Source organism: Streptomonospora mangrovi (genome assembly GCF_027604915.1).
GTDB classification, from domain to species: Bacteria; Actinomycetota; Actinomycetes; order Streptosporangiales; family Streptosporangiaceae; genus Streptomonospora; species Streptomonospora mangrovi.
In genome coordinates this window covers 14756-33287 of sequence record NZ_JAJAQC010000048.1, presented here as the reverse complement: position 1 = coordinate 33287, position 18532 = coordinate 14756, and the positions used below count along the sequence as shown (strand labels likewise).

General features: G+C 73.9%; 19 protein-coding genes. 7 read left to right on the top strand and 12 right to left on the bottom strand.

Annotated elements, in window-relative coordinates; translation table 11 throughout:
- Positions 1–43: 43 nt before the first annotated feature.
- Positions 44–718, bottom strand: a complete 675-nt coding sequence (locus LG943_RS22355; RefSeq protein ID WP_270074310.1) for a PaaI family thioesterase — start codon at positions 716–718, stop codon at positions 44–46.
- A 191-nt stretch (positions 719–909) separates the two neighbouring features.
- Entirely contained in the window at positions 910–1335 is a 426-nt protein-coding gene (locus LG943_RS22350) for a GNAT family N-acetyltransferase (protein ID WP_270074309.1), read from the bottom strand.
- A gap of 270 nt (positions 1336–1605) precedes the next feature.
- On the opposite strand from LG943_RS22350, the gene LG943_RS22345 reads away from it, so the two are divergent.
- From LG943_RS22345 to LG943_RS22330, 4 genes are all read left to right on the top strand, one after another.
- Positions 1606–2445 (top strand): AraC family transcriptional regulator, encoded by an 840-nt coding sequence (locus LG943_RS22345; RefSeq protein ID WP_270074308.1) that lies wholly within the window; start codon positions 1606–1608, stop codon positions 2443–2445.
- A gap of 150 nt (positions 2446–2595) precedes the next feature.
- Complete coding sequence (locus LG943_RS22340) at positions 2596–3279, top strand: AzlC family ABC transporter permease (RefSeq protein WP_270074340.1); 684 nt, start codon at positions 2596–2598, stop codon at positions 3277–3279.
- Positions 3276–3590 (top strand): AzlD domain-containing protein, encoded by a 315-nt coding sequence (locus LG943_RS22335; protein ID WP_270074307.1) that lies wholly within the window; start codon positions 3276–3278, stop codon positions 3588–3590. The genes LG943_RS22340 and LG943_RS22335 overlap by 4 nt, the downstream gene beginning before the upstream one ends.
- A 91-nt stretch (positions 3591–3681) precedes the next feature.
- Entirely contained in the window at positions 3682–5415 is a 1734-nt protein-coding gene (locus LG943_RS22330) for a thiamine pyrophosphate-dependent enzyme (RefSeq protein ID WP_270074306.1), read from the top strand.
- A 36-nt stretch (positions 5416–5451) separates the two neighbouring features.
- On the opposite strand, the gene LG943_RS22325 is transcribed toward LG943_RS22330, so the two are convergent.
- The 4 genes from LG943_RS22325 to LG943_RS22310 form a co-directional block, all read right to left on the bottom strand.
- The gene (locus tag LG943_RS22325) at positions 5452–6360 is read right to left on the bottom strand and encodes an RluA family pseudouridine synthase (RefSeq protein ID WP_270074339.1); all 909 of its coding nucleotides are present in this window, start codon (positions 6358–6360) and stop codon (positions 5452–5454) included.
- Between the two features lie 32 nt (positions 6361–6392).
- Positions 6393–7112, bottom strand: coding sequence for a signal peptidase II (gene lspA / locus LG943_RS22320; protein ID WP_270074305.1), 720 nt, complete (start codon positions 7110–7112; stop codon positions 6393–6395).
- On the bottom strand, positions 7085–7471 hold the full coding sequence (locus tag LG943_RS22315; protein ID WP_408648633.1) for a TraR/DksA family transcriptional regulator: 387 nt from the start codon (positions 7469–7471) through the stop codon (positions 7085–7087). Before LG943_RS22315 ends, lspA begins: the two co-directional genes overlap by 28 nt.
- A gap of 376 nt (positions 7472–7847) precedes the next feature.
- Positions 7848–8135, bottom strand: a complete 288-nt coding sequence (locus tag LG943_RS22310) for a hypothetical protein (protein WP_270074303.1) — start codon at positions 8133–8135, stop codon at positions 7848–7850.
- 423 nt (positions 8136–8558) lie between these two features.
- On the opposite strand from LG943_RS22310, the gene ileS reads away from it, so the two are divergent.
- The 3 genes from ileS to LG943_RS22295 all read left to right on the top strand — a co-directional run bounded on the left by ileS (position 8559) and on the right by LG943_RS22295 (position 13297).
- The gene (gene ileS, locus LG943_RS22305; protein ID WP_270074302.1) at positions 8559–11750 is read left to right on the top strand and encodes an isoleucine--tRNA ligase; all 3192 of its coding nucleotides are present in this window, start codon (positions 8559–8561) and stop codon (positions 11748–11750) included.
- A gap of 358 nt (positions 11751–12108) precedes the next feature.
- Positions 12109–12954 (top strand): hypothetical protein, encoded by an 846-nt coding sequence (locus LG943_RS22300; protein WP_270074301.1) that lies wholly within the window; start codon positions 12109–12111, stop codon positions 12952–12954.
- A 151-nt stretch (positions 12955–13105) separates the two neighbouring features.
- Positions 13106–13297: a hypothetical protein gene (locus tag LG943_RS22295; RefSeq protein WP_270074300.1), complete on the top strand. Its 192-nt coding sequence runs from the start codon at positions 13106–13108 to the stop codon at positions 13295–13297.
- 16 nt (positions 13298–13313) lie between these two features.
- Here the strand turns inward: LG943_RS22295 and LG943_RS22290 are convergent, their stop codons facing one another.
- The 6 genes from LG943_RS22290 to pgeF all read right to left on the bottom strand — a co-directional run bounded on the left by LG943_RS22290 (position 13314) and on the right by pgeF (position 18493).
- A complete protein-coding gene (locus LG943_RS22290; RefSeq protein ID WP_270074299.1) occupies positions 13314–14864 on the bottom strand; it encodes a hypothetical protein in 1551 nt (516 codons plus the stop codon).
- 149 nt (positions 14865–15013) lie between these two features.
- On the bottom strand, positions 15014–15889 hold the full coding sequence (locus LG943_RS22285; RefSeq protein WP_270074298.1) for a DivIVA domain-containing protein: 876 nt from the start codon (positions 15887–15889) through the stop codon (positions 15014–15016).
- Between the two features lie 129 nt (positions 15890–16018).
- Entirely contained in the window at positions 16019–16312 is a 294-nt protein-coding gene (locus tag LG943_RS22280; protein ID WP_270074297.1) for a YggT family protein, read from the bottom strand.
- Between the two features lie 39 nt (positions 16313–16351).
- Entirely contained in the window at positions 16352–16876 is a 525-nt protein-coding gene (locus LG943_RS22275; RefSeq protein ID WP_179766469.1) for a cell division protein SepF, read from the bottom strand.
- A gap of 125 nt (positions 16877–17001) precedes the next feature.
- Entirely contained in the window at positions 17002–17769 is a 768-nt protein-coding gene (locus LG943_RS22270) for a YggS family pyridoxal phosphate-dependent enzyme (protein ID WP_270074338.1), read from the bottom strand.
- The gene (gene pgeF, locus LG943_RS22265) at positions 17756–18493 is read right to left on the bottom strand and encodes a peptidoglycan editing factor PgeF (protein ID WP_270074337.1); all 738 of its coding nucleotides are present in this window, start codon (positions 18491–18493) and stop codon (positions 17756–17758) included. The genes LG943_RS22270 and pgeF overlap by 14 nt, the downstream gene beginning before the upstream one ends.
- Positions 18494–18532: the final 39 nt, after the last annotated feature.

Below are 18532 nucleotides of genomic sequence, written 5' to 3'. Positions count from 1 at the left end.
CGCGCCTCCGCAGCGGGAGCGGGCGGGCGCGCGGGCGGCGCGCTCAGGAGCCGCTGTCGCCGGGCAGGCCGATGCGGACCATGATGGCGGTGCCCTCGGCGGTGACCTCGCCGTTGTGGCGGATCTCGGCGGCGACGAACACCTTGCGCCGCTCGGTGCCGGTGACGCGGGCGCGGACCTCCACCGGGGTGTTGAGCGGGGTCGGCCGGCGGTAGTTCACGTCGAGGTTGGCGGTCAGGCCCGGCATGCCGGCGGCATTGGCGGCCGATCCCAGCGCCTGATCGAGGACGGCGGCCAGCCAGCCGCCGTGCACCAGCCCGGGGGGACCCTGGTAGACGCCGTTGAGCACGGTGGTGCCGGCCAGGTCGCCGTCTTCGGCGCGCTCCAGGCGCAGCGGCATGGCCAGCGGGTTGGTGGGGCCGGCGACGGCGTTGGTGAGAGTGCCCCACTCCACGCGCCCGTCGGGGAAGGAGTGGCGGACCATGGTGCCGATGTCGTGGCGGGGGCCGTCGAGGCGGGCGCGGGCCTCGGCGACGGCCGCGCGGGCGGCGGCCAGGTCCTCCGCGCCGGCGCGGGTGTGGGCGACGGTGTCGACCAGCGCGCGGACCTCCTGGACCAGGGCGAGCGCCTCGTCGGAGAGGTCCTCCTCGGCGACCACGGCGAGGCCGAAGTCGCGGGGGTCGGGGATCGCGGTGTCCGGCTGGGCGTCGACCGTCATGGCGTCCTTCGCTGTGCTGCGCGTCGGGGAGAGCGGGAACGGCGGGCGCGCGGGTGCAGGCCGCGCGGCGCCGCCGAAGCCGATATTACCGGCTGGTAGCTTTGGGAATCGACCGCGGACCCGCCCCCGGCGGCGCGACAACCATCACAAACGCCCCCGAGGCGGGCGCGGCGACCCCCGCCGCGCCGCCGCTACAGGTCCTTGCTCATGTGCAGGTGCGGGATTCCGGCGTCGAGGAACTCCTCGCCGTGGGCGGTGTAGCCCAGGCGCTCGTAGAAGCCCAGCGCGTGGGTCTGGGCGTGCAGTTCGATCTCGGCCACACCGCGCTTGCGCGCCTGCTCCTCGACCGCGCGCACCAGGGCCGCGCCGGCGCCCGAGCCGCGCGCGCCCGGCAGCACCGCCAGGCGGCCCAGCACCCCGCGCCGCCCGGCCGCCACCAGCCGCACGGTTCCGGCCGGCACGCCGTCGATCCGGGCGAGGAGGTGGTCGGCGTCGAGGTCGTGGGAGTCCCACTCCTCCTCGATCGGCACCCGCTGCTCGGCGATGAAGACGGCGCCCCGGATGGCGAACACGGCCGCCCGGTCCTGGGCGCTCACCGCGAGGTCGATACTCAGCACCCGCGCAGTCTAGAGCAGCGACGACACCGGCGGCGCGCGGCCGGGCCGGGGGGTCGGCGCGCCTCTCGGCGGCGGCCACGGGAGGTTGGCGGCGCTTCAGGGGCTGGAGACCCGCAGCCGCCGCCTTTACGTCATAGATTTACAAAAGGGACACTTCCGGCGCACCCCGGTCCGCGGCGCACCCCGAACCGGTCGCCGCTCCCCCGCCAACCCCCGGGTGAGGGGGCGGGCAATCGCCGTGAATGCGGACCAACCGCCTAAGCTGGCGGAATGACCGACGAGTCCGGCGAACGCGCGCGGTTCTGGCGCCATCCCGGCCTGCCGGGGGTGGAACTCCTCAAGGCCCGCTACGTGCGGCACACCTTCAACCGGCACACGCACGACACCTACACCTTCGCCCTGATCGAGTCGGGGGTCGAGGTGTTCAGCTACCGGGGCGCGCTGCGCACCGCGCCCGCCGGGAGCCTGGCGGTCGTGGAGCCGCACGAGGTCCACACCGGCCACGCCGGGGTCCCCGAGGGCTGGCGCTACCGGGTGCTCTACCCCGAGATCGACGTGGTCGCGGCGGCGGCCCGCGACCTGGGCATGGCCGGGGTGCCGCGCTTCGGCGACGACGTGATCGACGACCCCGCCTCGGCCGCCCTGGTGCGCGCCGCGCACCGCGCCACCGAGCGGGGCGACCGCCTCAGCGCCTCCACGCTCACCCGCCAGGCGCTGCACCGCCTGCTGGCCCGGCACACCCGCGCCCGCCCGGCCGCGCCCGGTCCGCCCGGCCCCCAGCGCGCCGTCGCCGAGGCCGGCGAACTGCTGCGCGCCCGGCTGGCCGACCCCCCGAGCCTGGAGGAGCTGGCCGCCGCCGTGGGCTCCTCGCCGTTCGCGCTGCTGCGGGCCTTCCGCGCGGCCCACGGCCTGCCGCCGCACGCCTACGTCAACAACGTCCGCGTCCAGCGCGCCCGGCGCCTGCTGGCGCGGGGCGTGTCGCCCGGCGAGGTCGCCGCCGTGCTGGGCTTCGCCGACCAGTCGCACCTGACCCGCCACTTCAAGCGCAGCACGGGCGTGCCGCCCGGCGCGTTCCAGCGGGGCGTGCTCGACCGGCCGCGCCCCGACTGAGCGGCCCCCGCCGCCGGGCGCCCCCAGGAGCGGCGGGCGCGGCGGGGGCGCAAAAACGTTCAAGACGCGGTGCCCGCGACGCCGTTAGCGTCGCCGGACGTGAACACCTCGACCACTCTCCTCTCACCACCGGTCCGCGACGGGCTGGGAATGGGCATCGCGGTGGGGCTGTCCGGGCTGGCCTTCGGCGCGGCGGCCGTCACCGCCGGCCTGTCGGTGGCCCAGGCGTGCGTCCTGAGCCTGCTCGCCTTCACCGGCGCGTCGCAGTTCGCGCTGGTCGGCGTGATCGCCGGCGGCGGCAGCCTGGCGGCCGGCGCGGCGGGCGCGCTGCTGCTGGGCGCCCGCAACACCCTCTACGGCCTGCGCCTGGCCGACCTGCTGCCCTGGCGCGGCCCGCGCCGGCTGCTCGCCGCCCACGGCGTGATCGACGAGACCTTCGCCGGGGCGATCGCCCAGCGCACCCCCGCGGACGCGCGGGCGTCGTTCGTGACCGTGTTCGCCGCGATCTACCTCACCTGGAACCTCACCACGCTGATCGGCGCGCTGGCCACCGAGAGCATCGGCGACACCGACGCCTTCGGCCTGGACGCCATGGGCGCGGCGGTCTTCCTCGCGCTGCTGGCCCCGCGCCTGCGGGAGGGCCGCCGCGAGGTGGGCGTGGCGCTGCTGGCCGCCGTGATCGCGCTGGCCGCGGTGCCGTTCCTGCCGGCGGGCGTGCCGATCCTGCTGGCCGCGGCGGCCGCCCTGGTCGTCCCCGGCGGACCCGCCCCCGCCCCGCCCGCCTCACCCGCCGCCGGTGACGGCGGCCCGTCCGGACAGGAGGCCCGGCCGTGATCCTGTGGTCGGTCATCATCGGCACCTGCGTGGGCTGCTACCTGCTCAAGCTCGCCGGGCTCTCGGCGCCGCGGCGGCTGCTGGACCACCCCGCCGTGCGGCGCTTCGCCATGGCGGTCCCGGTGGCGCTGCTGGCGGCGCTCATCGCCGTCCAGACGGCCACCGACGGCGGCCAGGAGCTGACGCTGGACCCCGCGCGGCTGGGCGGCATGGGCGCCGCGGCCGTCGCCCTGCTGCTGCGCGCCCCGTTCCTGGTGGTGCTGCTGGCGGCGGCCGGCGCGGCCGCCGGGCTGCGGCTGCTCGGACTGTAAGCCGGGCGAAAGCCGGATGAGGTGACGATCCCGCCGCGGGCGGGCAGAAGGTCAGGGTGACCCCCGCCGGCCGAGCACGGAAGGCAGCCCCATGACCCACACCGGACCCCACGCTCCCCCGGCCGCCTCCCCCGCCGCCGCGCCGCGGCCGCGGTCGGCGGCCGGGGAATGGCGCACCGCCGCCGAGGAGGCGGTGGCCGTGCTCGCCGCCGCCGGTGTCCGCCGCTGCTACACCGTGCCCGGCGAGAGCTTCCTGGAGTTCGCCGACGCCGTGGAGCGCCACCCCGACATCCGGCTCGTCTCCACCCGGCACGAGGGCGGCGCCGGGTTCATGGCCGAGGCCGAGGCCAAGCTCACCGGCGTGCCGGCGGTGGCCGCCGCCACGCGCGGCCCCGGCGCGGGCAACCTCGCCGTGGGCGTGCACACCGCCCGCCAGGACTCCACCCCCATGGTGGTGTTCCTGGGCCAGGTCACCACCGACCACCTCGGCCGCGAGGCGTTCCAGGAGGTCGACCTCGCCGCCTTCTACACCCCCATCACCAAGTGGACCACCACCGTCACCCGCGCCGACCGCCTGGCCGAGACCACCGCGCAGGCCCTGCGCACCGCCGCCACCGGGCGCCCCGGCCCGGTGGCGGTGGTGGTGCCCGGCGACCTCTTCGGCGAACGCGTGCCGCCGCCGGGCGCCCTGCCCGGCGCGGCGCCGCCCGCACCGCCCCTGGGCGAGGACGAACGCGACCGCCTGGCCGCCTGGCTGGTCGACTCCGAACGCCCGGTCATCATCGCGGGCGGCGGCGCCCGCGCGGCCCGCGACGAACTCGTCGCGGTCGCCGAACGCTTCAACACCGGCGTCTACACCTCCTGGCGCCGCCAGGACGTGTTCCCCAACCACCATCCGCTCTACCTGGGCCACCTCGGGCTGGGCTGCCCGGCGCCGGTGCTGGCCGCGCTGGAGTCCGCCGACGCCGTGCTGGTGGTGGGCTCGCGCCTGAGCGAGATCACCAGCCAGTCCTACCGGCTGCCGACGCCCGGACCCGGCGCCGCCTCCACCGTCGCCCAGATCGACATCGACCCCGACCAGATCGGCGCGGCCACCGGGGTGTGGCTGGGCGCGGTGGCCGACGCCCGCCGGGCGCTGGCGGCCCTGGTCGAGGTCCCCGCCGTGCCGTCCGACCGCGACTACTCCGCCGCCCACGACTCCTGGGTGCGCGCCTCCACCCCGCCGCCCGGGGCCGCCGCGCACCCCGGCCCGGGCCTGCACCCCTGGGCGGTGGTCGAGGCCATGCGCGCCGCCCTGCCCGAGGACACGGTGGTCACCAACGACGCCGGCAACTTCGCGGCGTTCCTGCACCGGGGCTGGTGGTACCGCCACCCGCGCACCCAACTGGCGCCCACCAGCGGCGCCATGGGCTACGCGGTGCCCGCGGCGGTGGCGGCCAAGCTGGCGGCGCCGCACCGCACGGTGGTGGCGGTGGCCGGCGACGGCGGCGTGCTGATGACCGGCCAGGAACTGGAGACCGCCGCGCGGCTGGGCCTGGCGCTGACCGTCGTGGTGTTCCAGAACGGCCTCTACGGCACCATCGCCATGCACCAGGCGCGCGAACTCGGCCGCACCGCCGCCGTCGACATCGGCGGGCCGCTGGACCTCGCCTCCTACGCGCGGGGGCTGGGCGCCGCCGGGCTGACCGCCGCCACCCCCGGCGAACTCGCCGACGCCCTCGCCGAGGCGGTGGCCGCCGAGGTCCCCACCCTCATCGACGTCCGCACCGACCCCGACCTCATCAGTCCCGAGGCGTCGCTGACCGACCTGCTCGGCAGACCGTGAGCCCGCCGGCGGCGCCGCGCGGGCGGCGCGGCGGCCTCACTCGGCGCGCAGCCGCTCCAGCGCGCCGGCGAGGTCGTCGGGGTAGGTGCTCTCGAACTCCACGTAGCGGCCCTCGGTGGGGTGCTCGAACCCCAGCCGCACCGCGTGCAGCCACTGGCGGCGCACCCCCAGCCGCGTGGCCAGCGTGGGGTCGGCGCCGTAGAGGTGGTCGCCCACGCAGGGATGCCGCAGCGCGGCCATGTGCACCCGGATCTGGTGGGTGCGGCCGGTCTCCAGCTTGATCTCCAGCAGGCTGGCCGACCGGAACGCCTCCACGGTGTCGTAGTGGGTCACCGAGGGGCGCCCGCCCGCCACCACCGCGAACCGGCCGTCGCCGGCGGGGTGCCGGTCGATCGGCGCGTCCACGGTTCCGCGCAGCGGGTCGGGGTGGCCCTGCACGAGCGCGTGGTAGACCTTGTCGACCGTGCGCTCCTTGAACGCCCGCTTGAGCACGCTGTAGGCGGTCTCGCTCTTGGCCAGCACCATCAGCCCGGTGGTGTTGGCGTCGAGGCGGTGCACGATCCCCTGCCGCTCGGCGGCGCCGCTGGTGCTCAGCGACACCCCCGAGGCCAGCAGCCCTTGGAGCACGGTCGGGCCGGTCCAGCCCACCGTGGGGTGGGCCACCACGCCCACGGGCTTGTCGACCACCACGATGTCGGCGTCCTCGTAGACCACCGACATGCCGGGCACGGGCTCGGGCCGCGCGACGGGCAGGCCCGGCGGCGGGGGCAGGGTGACGTCCAGCCACGACCCCGCCTCCAGCCGGTCGGACTTGGCGGCCTCGGCGCCGTCGACCAGCACGTTGCCCTCGGCGATGAGTTCGGCGGCGCGGGTGCGCGACAGCCCGAACATCCGGGCGATGGCGGCGTCCAGGCGGTCGCCGTCGAGGCCGTCGGGCACCGGCATGGCGCGGTGGTCGCCGGCGGCGGTGGAGCCGGTCACGGGCGCTCGCCCCCGTCCTCGCGCCGCGCGGCGGCGCCGGGCTCGGCGGAGCCGCGCTCCTGGCCGGGGTCCTCGGCCGCGGCCGCCCCGGGCTCAGCGGCGGGCGCCTCGGCGGCGCCGTCCGCGCCGTCCTTGGCGGGCGCCTGGTCGGACTCCCGGGTGCCGTCGATGTTGATCCCGCGGAACGCCAGCAGCACCGCCAGGGCGCCGCCCACGCAGATACAGGAGTCGCCGAGGTTGAACACCGGGAAGTTGGGCACCGCGATCCAGTCCACGACCGCGCCGTGGAAGGGCGCCGGCGGGCGCATGACGCGGTCGACCAGGTTGCCCGTGGCCCCGCCCAGGATCAGCCCGAGCGCCACGGTCCACCCCAGGCTGCCCAGCTTGCGGGCCATGAACAGGATGTAGACCACCACGCACGAGGCGATCAGGAAGAACAGCCACGGCACGTCCGAGCCGATGGAGAACGCGGCCCCGGTGTTGAAGATCAGCGTGAACCGCAGGAGGTCGCCGACCACCGGCATGGACTCGCCCGGCGCGAAGCTCGCCAGCGCGATCTCCTTGGTGGCGAAGTCGGCCGCCAGGGCGACCGCCGCCACGACCAGGAGAAGGGGGACGAACCGCCGCGGCCGGGGCGCGGCGGGTTCGTGCTCGGTCTGCTTCGGATGCCCGGAGGGCTCTACGTTGCTCAGCGACGCTCCTCGCGCTGTTTGCACTGCACACACAGTGTGGCGCGGGGGTACGCCTGGAGCCGGGCCTTGCCGATGGCACTGCCGCAGCGCTCGCAGACCCCGTAGGTCCCCGCGTCCATCCGCTGGATCGCCCGCTCGCTCTGCGCGAGCAGGTCACGTGTATTGTAGGCCAGCGCCAGCTCGTGCTCGCGCTGGTAGGTCTTGGCCCCGGTGTCGGTGGGGTCGTCGCCGGCGCCCGCCACGGAGTCCGACAGCCGCTCGGCCAGCTCGGTCTGGGCCTCGGCGATGTCGCGGCGCAGCCGCTCCACCTCGGCCTCCAGCCCCTCGCGGACCCGCGCCAACTCCTGCTCGCTCCACGGGTCCTCGCCGGTGCGCACCACCAGGCCGGCCGCGCCCGCCGCCCCGTCCGCGCTTCCCGCGCCCTCTCCCGTCGCCCGGTCCGCCGCCGTGCGGGCCTGCTCCCGGGCCTTGCCAGTGGTCGTGGACACCATGCGGTACTCCCCCCTCGGCCGCACGGGCACTGCGGCCGTCGCCCCCGTTCCGACGTGCGGGGACACCGCTTTCCCCCCGGTCCCGCACGCGATTTGGGGTAGCTTAAGCGGCCGTGGACGGCGAATCAACCACCCACGGCGCAGCCCGGAACACACCGCGCGTTGCGCGCCAATCCCGCCGTGACCGGCATTTGACCGGCCTCTGACCGGCATTGACCGGGGCATGCCGCACGGGCCGGACGCTCGCCGGGCACGCGGGCACCGGCGCTCAGGGCCGGTGGGGCGCCGCGAACCCGCCGTAGTCCTCGGCCAGCAGGTGCAGGTGCGGCTCGTCCAGCGCGGCCGGACCGCCGTGGGGGCCGGTGCGCACCTCGATCACCCAGTCGACGTCCTCGGCGTCGTCCTCCCCCGCCAGCATGTCGCGGTGCACCGTGCACGGCTCATACCCCTGGTCGAGCAACTGCTCGGCGAGTTCCTCGGCGTCCTCGCGGTCGGCCAGGGTCACCAGCACCGCGCCCGCCAACTCCCCGGCCCCGCCGCCCGTCGCGCTCTCCACGGCGTGTCCTCCCGTCCCGCGCCCGCGCGGCGCCGGCCCCTCAGGCCGGCGCGCGCCCTACGGCAGGCCAGTATGCCCGCGCCCCGGCGCGGCGCGGAAAACGGCGGGAGGGCGGACCGCCGCGTGGGCTATCCTCGAAGGCACAGCACGGCGCTGATGGGGACGAGTAACGGCGGCCCCAGCCCCAAGCGACCCGGGGACGGTGCGAGCCCGGGGGCATGCCCGCCGCGAAGATCACCCCGGAGCCGCCGGAAGAACGGCAGCAGGCGCACCCGCGCCCGCCCAGTAGACCCGGCCGCTGGAGCAACGAAGTGGGGCGCGTGCGGCGCGTTCGCCGCCACGCCCAAGGAGGGTGGTACCGCGGGGCGCCCGGCCTCGTCCCTCCATCAGGACACCTCCGCCCTGATGGAAAGGCGACCCCGCATGGCCGACGATCCCACCGCCTCCCGCGCGCTGCCCGTGCTGCCCGCGCAGATCGACCTGCCGGCCACCGAGCACCAGGTCCTGCGCCGCTGGAGCGAGCAGAAGGTCTTCGAACGCTCCCTGGAGCAGTCCCGCGCCAACCCCAACTGGGTGTTCTACGAGGGGCCGCCCACCGCCAACGGCCAGCCCGGCGTGCACCACGTCGAGGCGCGCGTGTTCAAGGACCTCTTCCCCCGCTTCAAGACGATGCGCGGCTACCACGTCGACCGCAAGGCCGGCTGGGACTGCCACGGCCTGCCGGTCGAGGTCGCCGTCGAGAAGGAGTTGGGCCTCAGCGGCAAGAAGGACATCGAGGAGTTCGGCGTCGCCGAGTTCAACGCCCGCTGCCGCGAGGCCGTGCTGCGCAACGTCGACGCCTTCACCGCCATGACCCAGCGCATGGGCTACTGGGTGAACATGGACGAGGCGTACCGCACCATGGACCCCGAGTACGTGGAGTCGGTGTGGTGGGCGCTCAAGACCATCTGGGACAAGGGCCTGCTGGTGCGCGACTTCCGCATCAGCCCCTACTGCCCGCGCTGCGGCACCACGCTGTCCGACCACGAACTGGCCCAGGGGTATGAGACCGTGGTCGACCCCTCGGTCTACGTGCGCTTCCCGGTGACCTCCGGCCCGCTGGCCGACCCCGAGCGGCCCACCTCCCTGCTGGTGTGGACCACCACGCCCTGGACCCTGGTGTCCAACACGGCGGTGGCGGTGCACCCCGACGTCACCTACGTGGTGGCCACCGACGGCACCGAGCGCGTGCTGGTGGCCGAGCCGTTGGTGGGCAAGGCGCTGGGCGAGGGCTGGGAGCCCACCGGCGAGCGGTTCGAGGGCGGCGAGATGGAGCGCTGGACCTACCAGCGGCCCTTCGAGCTGGTCGAGTTCGACGCGCCGGCCCACTTCGTGGTGCTGGCCGACTACGTCACGGTCGAGGACGGCACCGGGCTGGTGCACCAGGCGCCGGCGTTCGGCGCCGACGACATGGCCGTCTGCCGCGCCTACGGCCTGCCGCTGGTCAACCCGGTGCGCGGCGACGGCACGTTCGAGCCGGGCCTGGACCTGGTCGGCGGCCAGTTCTTCAAGACCGCCGACGCCGCCCTGGTGGCCGACCTCGACGGCCGCGGCCTGCTGATGCGCAACCAGCCCTACGAGCACAGCTACCCGCACTGCTGGCGCTGCCACACGCCGCTGCTCTACTACGCGGTGCCGTCCTGGTACATCAAGACCACCGCGATCAAGGACGAACTCCTGGCGCAGAACGCCCGCACCAACTGGTTCCCGGGCAACGTCAAGGAGGGCCGCTACGGCGAGTGGCTGCGCAACAACATCGACTGGGCGCTCTCGCGCAGCCGCTACTGGGGCACCCCGCTGCCGGTGTGGACGTGCGCCGAGGAGCACCACACCGTGGTGGGCTCGCTGGCCGAGCTTGGCGGGCTGGCCGGCCGCGACCTCAGCGCGCTGGACCCTCACCGGCCCTACGTGGACGACGTCGCGTTCCCCTGCCCCCAGTGCGGGGCCGAGGCGCGGCGGGTGCCCGAGGTCATCGACGTCTGGTTCGACTCCGGCGCCATGCCGTTCGCCCAGTGGGGCGCGCCGCACCGCAACAAGGAGGCGTTCGAGGCCAACTTCCCCGGCCAGTACATCTGCGAGGCGATCGACCAGACCCGCGGCTGGTTCTACTCGATGATGGCCGTGAGCACGCTCGTCTTCGGCCACTCCTCCTACGAGAACGTGGTCTGCCTGGGCCACATCCTCGCCGAGGACGGCCGCAAGATGAGCAAGCACCTGGGCAACATCCTGGAGCCCATGGAGGTCATGGAGCGCCACGGGGCCGACGCCCTGCGCTGGTTCATGGCGGCCAGCGGGTCGCCGTGGACCCCGCGCCGGGTCGGGCACGAGGCGCTGGAGGAGATCGTCCGCAAGGTCCTGCTGACCTACTACAACACCGTCTCGTTCTTCACCCTCTACGCCGGCACGAACGGCACCTGGGACCACTCCCGGCTGGCCGATGCGCCCGCGCCCGAGGACCGGCCGCTGCTGGACCGCTGGCTGCTGTCGGAGCTGAACCGGGTGGTCAAGGGCGTGGGCGAGGCGCTGGACCGGTTCGACACCGCCGGTGCGGGCCGCCTGCTCACCGCGTTCGTGGACGACCTGTCCAACTGGTACGTGCGGCGCTCCCGGCGGCGGTTCTGGGCGGGCGCCCAGACGCCCGAGGGCGCGTCGGCGTTCGCGACGCTGTTCGAGGCGCTGGAGTCCCTCACGCTGGTGATGGCGCCGCTGGTGCCGTTCATCACCGACCACGTGTGGGCGGCGCTGCGCCGCCCCGACGCCCCGGAGTCGGTGCACCTCGCCTCGTGGCCGCGGGTGCGCGAGGACCTGATCGACACCGACCTGTCGGAGCAGATGGCGCTGACCCGCCGCCTGGTCGACCTGGGCCGCGCCGCGCGCGTGGACTCCGGAGTGCGCACCCGCCAGCCGCTGTCGCGCGTGCTGGTGGGGGCCGCCGGGTTCGACCGGCTGCCCGAGCAGTTGCGGGCCCAGATCGCCGAGGAGCTGAACGTGCAGCAGCTCGACCCGCTGTCGGCGGTCGGCGGCGACCTGGTGGACTACACGGTCAAGCCGAACTTCCGCGCGCTGGGCAAGCGGTTCGCCAAGCGCACCCCGCTGGTGGCCCAGGCGATCGGCGCGGCGCCGGCGCAGGCGCTGGTGGAGCAGGTGCGCTCCACCGGCTGGGCGCACGTGGAGGTGGAGGGCGAGCAGGTCGAGGTGAGCGCGGAGGAGCTGCTGGTCACCGAGCAGCCGCGCGAGGGCTGGACTGTCGCCGCCGAGGCCGGGGAGACCGTGGCCCTGGACCTGGAGATCACCCCGGAGCTTCAGCGCGCCGGCCTGGCCCGCGAGCTGATCCGGCTGGTCCAGGACGCCCGCAAGTCCAGCGGGCTGGAGATCTCCGACCGCATCGACCTGTGGTGGTCGGCCGAGGACCCGGTGACGGCCCAGGCCCTCACCGAGCACGCGGCGACCATCGCCGGCGAGGTCCTGGCCCGCACCTTCACCGAGGGCGCCCCCGAGGGCGAGGCCCACACGGTGCGCTCGGCGGAGTTCGGGGTCGCCATCCGGCTGCGCAAGAGCGCCGAGCAGGAGGGCTGACCCTCCCCCCGGCCCCTGGCACCCGGCCCGGTTCCGTCGTTGGACGGAACCGGGCCGTTCGCCTTCCTGGAAGACATTTCCTTTCCCAAGCAGCTGTTTTCCCGCTCGTTTCGGCCGGGATATAGCCCCGGCGATTCCCTTTTCCTCGTCCGCCGCGATTTCCCCCAACCGCGAACGCCGCCACCGCAGCCCCGCACCGTTCCGCCATCTCACAGTAAGCAAGCAAACGGTCACCAAAAGTTCCGAAACCACGGTCCGCGACATTCGGACACCCACGGCGATCCCCCGCAGGCACCGCGCCTGACGACTTTCCCGGAATCGGCTCCGAAGCCCTGACCGGCCCGGATAGCGTCCCGCCATGCCAACTAACGAGCACGAGGCGCCGATCGAGTTCGTGCGCAACCGCCCCGAGCTAGCGGTGCGGCTGTTGCAGGACGTACTCGGCGTCTCCGTCCCCGAACACGACGCCACGGAACTGGCGTCGGAGAACTGCACCGACCTCCAGCCCAAGGAGTACCGCGCCGACGTGGTGGTCTCCCTCAAGCGGAACGAGACCCCGGTCCTGGCGATCGTGGTGGAAGTCCAATTGAGGAGGGACGCCACCAAGCACTTCTCCTGGCCGGTCTACCTGACCACCGTCCGCGCCCGCCTCCGCTGCCCCACGGTGCTGCTGGTGCTGTGCCCCACCGACGCGACCACGGCCTCCTGGGCGGCCCGCCCGGTCGACCTCGGCCACCCGGGGCTCACCCTCACACCCATCGTGCTGCGCCCCGACCAGACCCCGGTCATCGTGGACAAGGACGCGGCGATCGCCGCCCCCGAACTGGCCGTCCTCTCGGCCGCCGCACACGGAGGCGAGAACGAGAAAACCCTCCTGGCGTGCGCACACGCGCTCCGGGAACTCACCGACGAGGGCCTGTTCGCTCTCTACTATGGGTTTGTGGTCAACGCTCTGACCGGATCCGCCAGCCACGCCTGGGAGGCACTTGTGAACAGCCCGTCCTACACGTTCAAGAGCGAGTTCGCCAACAAGTTCCTCGCCCAAGGAAAGGCCGAGAGCCTGTTCTCCGTCCTGGACGCGCGCGGGCTGGAGGTCAGCGACACCGTCCGCGAACGCATCACCACCTGCCATGACCCCGACCAACTGGACGTCTGGGTCCGCAGGGCGGCCACCGTCGACTCCGCGGAAGACCTCTTCACATGAGCCTCCCTGCCGAAGGCAGCAAAGGTCCTTCACCGTCCGCGTCAACGCCGCGACCGGATACGCGAACCGCGCACCTCGCTTGAAAGGAACTCGTGAACAGCCCGCCCTACACGTACAAGAGCGAGTTCGCCAACAGATATCTCGCCCAAGGATGGGCCAAGGGCATGGCCAAGGGCAGGGCCGAAGGCATGCCGAGAGCCTGCTCATCTTCCTGGACGCGCGCGGGCTCGAAGTCAGCGACACCGTCCGCGAACGCATCACCACCTGCCACGACCCCGACCAACTGATCACCTGGGTCCGCAGGGCGGCCACCGTCGACTCCGCCGAAGACCTCTTCGCGTGAGGGCCGTGGCCGAAGGCTAGGGGCGGTCCTCGTCGTCCGTCTCGCGGCGGATGGCGGCCGTCTGGTCCGGGTCGGAGTCCTCGACGGTGGTGGACTCGGTCCCGTCAGCGGCGGTCGCGTCCTGCGCCGGTTCGGTGGGCTCGGTGGGCTCCCGGTCGGCCTCGGGTGTGTCGGTCGGCGACGCCGACGCGGTCAGCTCGGGGTCGGCCGGGTCCTCCGGCTCGAAGTACGGGGTGGCGGGCTCGTCCGGGGAGTCCGCCCGGGTGGCGCGGAGTCCGGTGTCCCGCGACGCCGCTTCGGCCGTGGCTTCGGCGTCCGTGTCGTGGGCGTCCGGGGCCTCGGACTCGGTGTCTTCACCGGCCTGCCGAGCCTCGGCGTCGGCCGCGCCGGTCGGCGGCGCGGGCTCGCCACCGGTCTCCTCCGGGAACTCCCCACCGGTCTCCGCGACCTGAGGCGGCTCGGGAGCGGCGCTCGCCGTGCCCTGCGGCTCCGGCCGCGCCGCCTCGGGGGCCTCGTCCTCCTCGTCGTCCGGGCGCAGGCCCTGCACGAAGGCGCTGAAGGAGAGGTCGCGGTCGGACTCGTCGACCGCCTCGGGGCCGTCGGCCGGTTCGCGGGCGCCCTGGGGCTCCGCGGCCGAAGCGGCCTCGGGTGTGGTTTCGGGGGCCGGGCCCTCGGCGGGCTCGGCCGGTGATTCGGAGGTCTGGGCCGACGAATCAACGGCGCCAGGGGCGGAGGCCACCACGGCGGACTCCGCCAGGTCGGGCACTCCGGATTCCTCGTCGGCGGCCGACTCGGTGTCCGGCCGCGGCTCCCCGGTGTCAGGGGCGGTGTCCGCACGCAGCGCCGCGGGCTCCTTGCCGCCGCCGTGCACGCGCGTGGGCTCGCGGTCCCGCGGGTGGTCCGGGCCGGTGTCCGCGGTCTCCGCGTGGGCGGCCGTCTCGGTCTCCGGCCGTGTACCGGCCGCCGGGGAGGCGCCCGTCTCGGGAGCCGCCTCGTCCCGGTGGTCGCCGTCCGCCGCGCCGGAGGGCTCCGGGTGGTCGTCGCGGCCCGGGCCGCCGACGGGGGCGTGCGGAGCCGGGGTGGCGGGGCCCTGTCCGGTCGGTGCCGGGTACCGGTAGGGACCGTGGCCGCCGGAGGCGGTGGCGGCCGTGGGGTAGCCCGGCGCCCCGCTGGGGGGCGGGGGGTACGCCGCGGCCCGCACCGACCCTCCCGTCGGCGCGGGCGCGAACAACCCGTCTCCCCTGGTGCTTCCGGTCCGCGCGGGCGCGGGGGGCGCACCCGGCGCGGCCGCCGGGGCGGGGACGGACGACTTCCCCAAACCGTCCGTCCGTGCCCGACCGGCCGCGTACGACCCGCCTCCTGCCGCGCCGGCCGTTGCCGCCGGCTGCTCAGCCCTGCCCGGGAGTCCCAGGTACGCGCGCGATCTGACCACCTCGACCGCCAGCAGGACGGCACCGAGGCCGCCCAGGCCGAGGGCGATGTAGACCAACGTGGTCTCGGCGAGCACCACCCCGAAGGCGATGACCGCCAGAGCCGCCACCAGGGTGACGAGGCTGAGGATGAACACGGAACAGGAGAGCCTTCACTCAAGGGTTGTGTTGTGCGGTACTGCGCGGCGGAGCGGCCGGATGCCGCCCGCCATGCCGCGCGCCTGCTACCGCTGGTACGCCGGAGGCCGCGCTCGCGCGGCGACCGGAGTGGCGGCAGCGGTGGGGCTCAGCGGCGGTCGTGCGGTCCGTCGCCCGGGTGGTAGCCGCCGTGCTGGGCGGGCTCGGGCTGGGCGAACGGGTTGCCGGGCACGCCGCCGCCGGGACCGGTGTGCTGCATGCCGGGCTGGCCGCCGGTGGGGGCCATGGTCTGGAAGCCGCCGGTGGTGTTGGGGTTGGGGGCGACGTCGTTGTGGTCGTTGGCCCCCTCGGCCAGCTCGCGGAGCTGCCGCTCGAAGTAGTCCTTCAACCGGCTGCGGTACTCGCGCTCGAAGTCCTTGAGCCCGGCGACCTTGTGCTCCAGCTCCTCGCGCTGCTGCACGAGGGAGCCCATGACCTGGCGGTGGCGCTCCTGCGCGTCGCGGTCGAGGTTCTCGGAGCGGGCGCGGGCCTCGTTGACGATCTGCTCGGCCTGGCGGCGGGCCTTGCCGAGGATGTCGTCGGCCTCGTGGCGGGCGCGGCCCAGGGTTTCGTCGGCCTCGCGGCGGGCGTCGGAGATCGCCTGGTCGGCGGTCTGCTGCGCGAGCGCGAGCACGCGCGCCGCGGTGTCCATGTTCTCCTCGGAACCGGGCAGTCCCATGCCGGCCATGGCGGGGATCTGCTGCTCCACCGGCTGCGGGGGCTCGGGCCGGATGGGCTCGGGCTGGGGCGGCTCGGGCGGAAGCTGGTCCTGGGGCTGCTGGAAGTCCTGCATGCCCGCGTTGGGCACCTTGCCGCGCAGGCACTCGGCGAGCTTGCCGCGCAGCTCCTCGTTCTCCTGGATCAGGCGGTCCAGCTCGGACTCGACCTCGTCGAGGAACGCGTCGACCTCTTCCTCGTCATACCCCGGCCGGAGCCGGGTCGTACTGAACTGCTTATTCCGCACATCCGCGGGTGTAAGCGGCATGTTCGTCTCCTTGGCGCGCTTGGACTGTGTCCGTAGGGACGCTACCTGATCGTGACCTTACGGCAATCCAGATCATGACCAAGGCCACATATCGAAACCAGGGCTTACCTTTCCGACATCTGTGACCTTCTAGATGAACGAGATCGAACTTACGATCTGGATAAGGATCACCACGAAGAGGAAGAGGACGGTGAAGCTCAGGTCAAGCGCCACACTCCCCAAACGTACGGGTCGAATAAACCGACGCAGGAACCTCAGGGGCGGGTCGGTGATGGTGTATGTGGTCTCCGCGAGTACCAGTACGAACCCGCTCGGTCGCCACGAGCGTGCGAACGACTGTACGAGTTCGAAGACGAGCCGCGCGATCAGCACCAGCATGAACAGGTTCAGCAGGATGATGACGACGGACTGCACGATACTCACGGTCGTTCCCCGACCCAATCTCTGGACATCTGTGATGATCTAACTCTGGTTGAAGAACCCTCGCTCGGCGATGCGTGCTTTGTCTTCAGCGGTCACCTCAACATTAGCCGGGGACAACAAGAACACCTTGTTGGTCACGCGCTCGATACTGCCATGCAGACCGAAGATCAGCCCCGCCGCGAAGTCGACCAGACGCTTGGCGTCGCTGTCGACCATCTCGGTGAGGTTCATGATCACCGGTATACCTTCCCGGAAATGCTCTCCGATAGTACGCGCTTCGTTGTACGTCCGGGGATGCAGCGTAGTGATACGCGCGAGGTCCGCGGTAGCGGGGGTGGTGTGAGTCGGGATGCGCCGCTCTGAAGGGGACATGGTGTAGTCATCCGCATCCGTCATGGAGTCGACACGGGGGTCGCCGCCGTGATCGATGTCGCGGTCGCGGCGGCCCTCGACGCCTTCCTCGAAGTCGTCGAAGTCATCGTATTCGTCCGCATAGCGGTGATCGTAGCGGTCGTCCTCCACGAGGCCGAGGTAGACCGCCATCTTGCGCATCGCGCCGGCCATCTCTTGTCCTCCGTCGTCCCTGTGGTGCTGCACCGCAGATGACTGTGTCCGTGTCGGCCCAGGTCCGCCCGGGTCCGCCGGCCGGGCGAACTCGACACTTGGGCGCCAAGGTCCATGTGGGGACATTACCCCACGTTCGGGTTGCGATCATCGAGCAACGCCGTACCGACCCGCAGATGTGTCGCACCTTGACGGACGGCCGCCTCCAGGTCACCGCTCATCCCGGCCGAGATCGTCCTGGCCTGAGCGTAGCGATCCCTGACCCGCTCGGCGACCGCATACAGCCGGGCGAACGCCGCATCGGGGTCGCCTTCGCGCGGAGCGACCGCCATGACCCCCTCCAGCAGCAGCCCCTCCTCCTCGGCGACGGCGTCGGCCACCGCCAGGACGTCGGCGGGATCGGCCCCGCCGCGCGGCCCCAGCACCCCCGCCGCGGAGTCCAAATCCAGGTTGACCTGCACCAGGCAGCCCACCCGGCGCCCCTCGGCGCGCGCCCGCGCGCCCAGGGCGCGCACCAGGCGCTCGCGGTCGACGGAGTGCACCAGGTCGGCGTAGCGGGCCACCGACCTGGCCTTGTTGGTCTGCAACTGCCCCACGAAGTGCCAGCGCAGCGGCAGGTCGGCGCACGCGGCGGCCTTGGCGGCGGCCTCCTGGTCGCGGTTCTCGCCGACGTCGGTGACGCCCAGGCCGGCCAGTGCCCGCACGTCGGAGGCCGGGAACGTCTTGGTCACCGCGATGAGGTGCACGTCCTCGGGCGACCGGCCCGCAGCCGCGCACGCCGCCGCCACCCGCTCGCGCAGGGCCGCCAGGTTGGCCCGGAGGCGTTCGCGTCGCGCGAACACCGCCTCCTGCGCGCCGGCGCCGCCCGCGCCCGTGATGTCATCCCTGGTCATCGCCATGCCACCAGACATACCCGGCGAAGCGGCCCGTGGGCGCGCCGCGCCGGTGGGAGAAGATGTCGGGGGTCTCCAGGGTGCAGCGCCCGTCCACCTCGACGTGGCCGACATCGGCCGCGCGCAGTTGCGCGGCGGCCGCGGCCCGCATGTCGATGCCGGGGGTGCCGGCGCGGGTGGTGGCGGCCGCCTCGGGCACGGCCCGGGCGACCTCGTCGCGCATCCAGGCCGGGACCTCGTAGCACTCCCCGCAGATCGAGGGGCCCAGCACCGCGCGCACGCGCTCGGGGCGCGCCCCCAGCCGCACCATGGCGGCCACCAGCTCCGTCGCGATCCCGGCGGCGGTGCCCAGGCGGCCGGAGTGGGCCGCGCCGATCACGCCCGCCTCGGGGTCGGCGGCCAGGATGGGCAGGCAGTCGGCCGCCAGCGCCGCCAGGACCAGGTCGCGCCGCGCGGTCACCACACCGTCCACCCGGCCCACCACGCCCGGCTCCTCGGCCACGGCCACCTCGGCGCTGTGCACCTGGTCCATCCACACCACGCGCCCGGGGTCGAAGCCCAGGCCGGCGGCCGCCCGGCGCCGGTTCTCCAGCACGGCGGCGCGGTCGTCGCCCACGCCCAGGCCGAGGTTGAGGGAGTCGTAGGGGGCGGCGCTGACCCCGCCGTCGTGGCGCCGGGTGAACCCGGCGCGCACGCCGGGGGCCAGCTCGATCGCGGCATCCATCGCCTGGTCCATTGCCTGGGCCGCACCTTTCGTCACCGG